This window comes from Endozoicomonas sp. YOMI1 (genome assembly GCF_024606345.1).
In the GTDB taxonomy this organism is placed as follows: domain Bacteria; phylum Pseudomonadota; class Gammaproteobacteria; order Pseudomonadales; family Endozoicomonadaceae; genus Endozoicomonas.
Map to the genome: position 1 here is coordinate 1 of NZ_JAHHPM010000215.1, position 1095 is coordinate 1095.

The following is a 1095-nucleotide window of genomic DNA, read 5'->3' on the forward strand; positions in this document are numbered from 1 at the left end:
CTTCTGGTAAGCCTTCCGTTTCTCGGACTGTGCGTAAGCCTTCTGGTAAGCCTTCTGGTAAGCCTTAAATTTAACGGATTTACGGTAAGCCTTCAGGTAAGCCTTCCGTTTCTCGGACTGTGCGTAACCCTTCTGGTAAGCCTTCTGGTAAGCCTTCCCTTTATCGGATTCACGGTAAGCCTTCTGGGAGGCCTTATCAGGAGAGATAGTCAGAGATTCACCAGAAACGGAAGCAGAAGCATTAAAATTAAACTCATTTCTAGCAGAAGATGTATTTTGTTGAAGCTGTTCACTATTCAGTTGTGGAGTAATAATTGCAATCGGTGCTTCAGGCTTAGAAAATGTATCAATGCGATCCTGATCAGGAATATGTACAGGTTGATGAAGCTTGTTATCAACAACTGATAAGATTTGCGGGATTGATTGCCCCATACCTAAAAAACCATTTCCAGCAGTATCTTTTAACGTTGAATCAAGTGGAGGATGATTAGCATTAACATTAATAGAGTGTGACTGAGAACTCGCTTCAACGGCCATACTCCAAACGCGATCGATTCTTAATTCTGATTGACTGGTATGAAATAGAATATTTTCGTCGCTTTGTTGTTGTGCCTTGGTTTTATCTGATAATTCTAACGGCTCGCTTTGCTCAGGTTCTTGATGATAAATAGCCCTCACTGGCACTTTCGAAAAACGGTAATCACTGCATGGGTTACGGAAGCTTTCATAATATGGATTCAAGGTGTTTAAATGATTGATTGGTGCAGTTTGTTGAACTTCCAGCCCGAAGGCTACACCACTGTGCTGCGGACAGTCATTCAAAACTGAACTACGGATAGATGTAACAGCTTCATGCGATTTATGAAAATCCAAGCGCAAGGAGTGTGGGTTAAAATATGGATCAGCCATTGAATTATTGAATTATTGAATTATAGCTTGAGACCACACCTTCTTATAATAGTTCCTCCCTTTCGCAACCCACTCTCCATTTATTTACCTGGGTAAATACCATGCTGGGAAACGTGAAAACAGCGATTACCGGTACTTATCATAAGCTCGACCCCAAGCATCTTGGCCGTTATCTATCAGAGTTCA

Annotated in this window: 1 protein-coding gene and 1 pseudogene; one reads left to right on the top strand and one right to left on the bottom strand. The window is 41.6% G+C overall.

Annotated elements, in window-relative coordinates:
- The coding region (locus tag KDK15_RS07400) for a hypothetical protein (RefSeq protein WP_257294721.1) at positions 1 to 909 on the bottom strand (909 nt) is incomplete at its 3' end.
- Between the two features lie 83 nt (positions 910 to 992).
- Between KDK15_RS07400 and KDK15_RS07405 the strand changes: the two are divergent.
- Positions 993 to 1095: pseudogene (locus KDK15_RS07405) on the top strand (transposase); the annotation flags it as partial.